The 4,085-nt window shown below is 78.4% G+C and carries 5 protein-coding genes; 4 read left to right on the forward strand and 1 reads right to left on the reverse strand.

From position 1 onward, the window contains the following. On the forward strand, positions 1 to 374 hold a 374-nt coding region (locus PYV61_RS21810; RefSeq protein ID WP_275835628.1), incomplete at its 5' end, for a hypothetical protein. Positions 375 to 384: 10 nt separating this feature from the next. Here PYV61_RS21810 and PYV61_RS21815 read toward each other — a convergent pair. After that, positions 385 to 2,232, reverse strand: a complete 1,848-nt coding sequence (locus tag PYV61_RS21815) for a tail fiber domain-containing protein (RefSeq protein ID WP_275835630.1) — start codon at positions 2,230 to 2,232, stop codon at positions 385 to 387. Between the two features lie 172 nt (positions 2,233 to 2,404). Here PYV61_RS21815 and PYV61_RS21820 point away from each other — a divergent pair, with 172 nt between their 5' ends. The 3 genes from PYV61_RS21820 to PYV61_RS21830 form a co-directional block, all read left to right on the forward strand. After that, positions 2,405 to 2,776, forward strand: coding sequence for a hypothetical protein (locus PYV61_RS21820; RefSeq protein WP_275835632.1), 372 nt, complete (start codon positions 2,405 to 2,407; stop codon positions 2,774 to 2,776). A 2-nt stretch (positions 2,777 to 2,778) separates the two neighbouring features. Next, on the forward strand, positions 2,779 to 3,672 hold the full coding sequence (locus PYV61_RS21825) for a PEP-CTERM sorting domain-containing protein (protein WP_275835635.1): 894 nt from the start codon (positions 2,779 to 2,781) through the stop codon (positions 3,670 to 3,672). Further along, a partial coding sequence (locus PYV61_RS21830) for a globin domain-containing protein (RefSeq protein WP_275835637.1) occupies positions 3,669 to 4,085 on the forward strand: 417 nt, incomplete at its 3' end. The genes PYV61_RS21825 and PYV61_RS21830, both read left to right, overlap by 4 nt.

Raw genomic sequence — 4,085 nt, forward strand, 5'->3', positions numbered from 1 at the left:
GCGACCGGCGGGCGCACCACCACGCGCGCGGACTGCTGCTGGCCGCGCGCGGCGACACGAAGCGCGCGATCGCCGAGCGGCGCGCCGCGCGCGCGCCGCCGCCGCGCACCTACCACGGCTGCGTCAACCTCGACCTCGCCGACGCGCTGACGCGCCGCGGGCGCCCCGACGAGGCGCTGGCGGCGCTGCGCGCGCTGCTGCGCGCGACCACCGACGGCTTCGTGCTGCCGCTGCCGCGCGTCCACGCGGCGATCGCGCGCGCGCACGACGCGGCGGGGCGGCGCGACTCGGCGGCCGCGCACCGGAACTGGGTGGCGGCCGCCTGGGCGGGGGCGGACCCCGACTACCTGGCGCGGGTAGGCTGGCGCCGCTGACGCGGGGCCGTCAGCGCTGCTGCGCGAGCTGCGCGGCCAGCGCGGCGACGGTGCCGTCGAGCTGCGCGAGGCGGGCGCGGAGCTCGGCGACGTCCTGCCGGAGCGCGGCGTTCTCGCGGCGCAGCGCCTCGTCGGCGCGGCGCAGGTCGGCCGTGCGCGTCTCGAGCGCCTTGGCGGCGGCCAGGGCGACGCCGCTGGCGTCGAGCATGCCGATGCTGCGCTCGTCCGCGCCCAGGCCGAAGGCGGCGCGGAAGTCCTGCGCCATCGGGCCGAGGTGGCGGACGCCGCGCTCCGTCCGGTACTCCCACGTGCTCACGGGGAGCGAGCGCAGCCCGCCCAGGATGGACTCGCCCGTCACCGCGCGGACGGCCGTCTTGGCGGCGCGGTCCGACGTGCAGTCCCACACGCCGCTGCCGGCGGGCAGGTTGCAGCCGGTGGCGGAGTTCACCGAGGTGCGGAGGCGGAAGCCGCCGGCGAAGCGCGCGACCAGCTGGTTGGCGGCCGACGACGCGGCGGGGGTGCCGATGTTGTTGTCGCTCAGGACCATGGCGCCGTCGTGGCTCGCGGTCGCCGAGCGCCCGATGGCGAACGCGGCGACCGCGCTCGACTTCGCGCCCCCGCCGATGGCGTAGCCCTGCGCGCCGCTGGCGACCGCCCCCGCGCCCAGGGCCACGGCGCTGTTCGCGGACGCCGACGCGGTGGGGCCCAGCGCCATCGAGCCGTTGGCGGTGGAGACCGAGTTCCAGCCGAGGGCCACCGCGATCTCCCCCTGCGCCTTGGCGCCGAAGCCGAGGGCCAGGGCGCCGTCTCCGGTGGCGACGGAGTACTGCCCGAGGGCCATCGGGTCCTGCCCGCCGCCGGCCATGGCGCTCCGGCCGATCGCGACGGCGCCCTCCTCGCTGCCGGTCATGGTCTTCGCGTCCTGGCCGATGGCCACGGAGCGCCCCAGGGCGGCGCTGGCGCCGTTGCCGATGGCGTAGCCGCGGAGGGCGGTCGCGCTGGCGCCGGTGCCGAGGGCGAAGGCGCCCGCGCCGCTGGCGGTGGCCCCGTCCCCCATGGCGACGGACGCGTTGCCCGACGCCACGGCCGACTGGCCGACGGCGAAGGCCACATTGCCGGACGCCACGGACGAATGGCCGGCGGCCATGGCCGCGTCCCCCGAAGCGATCGAGCCCTGACCGACCGCGAACGACGCGGGGCCCGAGGCCTGGACGCTCGCGCCGAACGCGGTCGAGTACTGCCCGACATTGGCGTCGTCCCACTGCACGCCGGTGACGTAGCCCGCGCGGAGGGCCCGCTTGCCGCTGTACCACATGAAGCGGGCGCCCGTGCCGGCGGCCGGGATGGGACCACCCGGGCCGGAGGTGCTGACGGCGAACCCGCCGCTCTGCTCCACCCGGTTGCCGAGCCGCAGGTACTGCGGATGGTCGTCGGCGGCGAGCCCCGTGAGCTGGCCGTGGACCGTGGTCCCGCCGCCGGCTGGCGCGGTGGTGGGCGCCCACTGGCTCGTTGAGGCGTTCCAGGCGAGCACCTGCCCGTCCGTCGGCGGCGTCGTCGCCAGCGCGCGCCCCAGCAGCTTCCCGACGGTCAGGCTCGTGAACGCGCCGGTCACGTCGCCCGCGGCGGCGTCCGTGGTCTTCACCGCCAGGGCGAGCGCGGCGTAGGCGTCCGCCCCGTCGGTCCAGCTGAACGCGACGTGGCTCGGCTGCAGGCACGCCTGCGCCGTGTTCGCCTCCTTGATCCGATAGACGGTCCCCGAGGCGGGGACGTAGCAGGCGTGCAGGACCTTCTGGGCGTGCGCGGCGGTGGGGAGCGTCGCCGCGGCGGCCAGGGCGAGGATCGGGCGGAAGGGTCGCATGGAGTCGGTGAGGTGGGGGTCGGATCGGACGCCGCCAAGCTCCGCCGCCCCGTCGCCTGGCCATCACGCGCCCCGGGGTGATGCCGGGTGATGCGCGGTGACGGGGGGCTGATGCGGGGGCCGACCTTGTCCCGCGTCCGCCCCACCCGACCCCTCGCCGCCCCATCGCGCCATGTCGCCTTCGCCCATCGCCCGCGCCGCCGGCGCGTTCGCCCTGACCCTCGCCGCGGCCTGCGGCGACGCCCCCACCGCCGTGTCCGAGCCCCGCCGCCTCACCCCCGACCAGGCGATCGCGCTCGCCGTCCTCGCCGAGGACGCGCGCGCCCGCCTTCTCCCCGCCGAGGGGGCCGCCCCGCTCGCGGGGGCCCTCGACGCCCTGTTCGCCGCCGCCCGCGCCGGCGACGCCGCCACCGCCGACGCCGCCGTCCTGGCGGTCGAGCGCGCGCTCGGCGGGGTCGAGGACCGAGCCGACCGCGACGCCCTCGCCTTCCACATGACCGCCCTGCGCGCCGCCCTCGTCGCGCCGTCGGCGGCCGGGGAGTGACGATGCGCCGCCTCCTCCTCACCGCCCTGCTCGCGGCGCTCGCCCCGGCCGCGGCGTCCGCGCAGACCACCCGCGCCTTCGAGCTGTGCTTCCAGAGCGGCACCGGCTCGTGCAGCCGCTTCGAGCTCACCACGAGCGAGGCGCTGATCGGCGGGGTGCGCTACGGCACCCTGTTCGACCTGCTCCTCACCCACGACGAGGGGACCGACCCCGGCGCCGCCGTCGCCTCGGCGCTGCTCGCCGTCTCCTTCCACTACGCGGGCGCCGCGGCGGCGCCGGTCGGCGACACCGACACCGACTACGACCCCGGCGCGCCGGTGCTCGAGCCGGCAGGGGTGGGCGGGGCCCCCGACCCCGCCCAGTCGGACGGGTGGGCGCTGCAGGCATTCGGCTCGACGACCGACGCGGCGGGGAACGTCCTCTCGCTCGCCAACGCGCTGCTGCTCGACCCGTTCCCCGCCCCCGGCCGCGCGCTGACGCAGGGGATCGGCGGCTGCGGCGTCGCCGGCGCGGCGGGCGTGATCGACGACGCGCGCCGGACCGACCTGTGGACGTGCGGCGGGGGCGCCTACCGGCTCACGGGCTTCACCGCGACCTGGTTCGACGTCGCGCGCGTGAACGCCGTCGGCGTGCAGACGCTGGCCCGCTTCGCCGGCGCCCCGATCGCGACCGACCCGTTCTGCACCGCCACGCTCGACGCGCCCGGGAGCGTCGGGACCGACGGCACCGTCGACGCGTTCGGGCTGCCGACCTTCGGCGACGTGTGCCGCGCGCGCGAGCTGAGCGTCGGCCCGCCCCCGCCGACCGTCGTCCCCGAGCCGTCGTCGCTCGCGCTGCTCGCGGGCGGGCTGGGGCTGCTGGCGGTCGGCGCGCGCCGGCGGCGGGACGGCGCGTGAGCCCCGAGCAGGTGGCCCGCGTGCGCTCCACGTGGGCGCTCGCGGCGGCCTCGCCCCGCGACCTCGCGGCCACGTTCTATGCGCGCCTGTTCGCCGCCGCCCCCGAGGTGCGCCCGCTGTTCGCGCACGTCGACCCGGCCGCGCAGGCGGAGAAGCTGACGCAGACGCTGGCGGTCGTCGTGAAGGGGCTCGACGGCCTCCCGTGCCTCATCCCCGCCGTCGAGGCACTCGGCCGCCGCCACGCGACGTTCGGCGTGACCGACGCGCACTGGGCGCCGGTCGGCGACGCGCTGCTGTGGGCGCTCGCCGACGTCGTCGGGCCCGCGTTCGACGCCGCCGCGCGCGACGCGTGGGCCGCGGCCTACGGCGCGCTCGCCGACGCCATGCGCGCGCCGGCGGACGTCGGGCGGGCG

Source organism: Roseisolibacter sp. H3M3-2 (genome assembly GCF_029211165.1).
In the GTDB taxonomy this organism is placed as follows: domain Bacteria; phylum Gemmatimonadota; class Gemmatimonadetes; order Gemmatimonadales; family Gemmatimonadaceae; genus Roseisolibacter.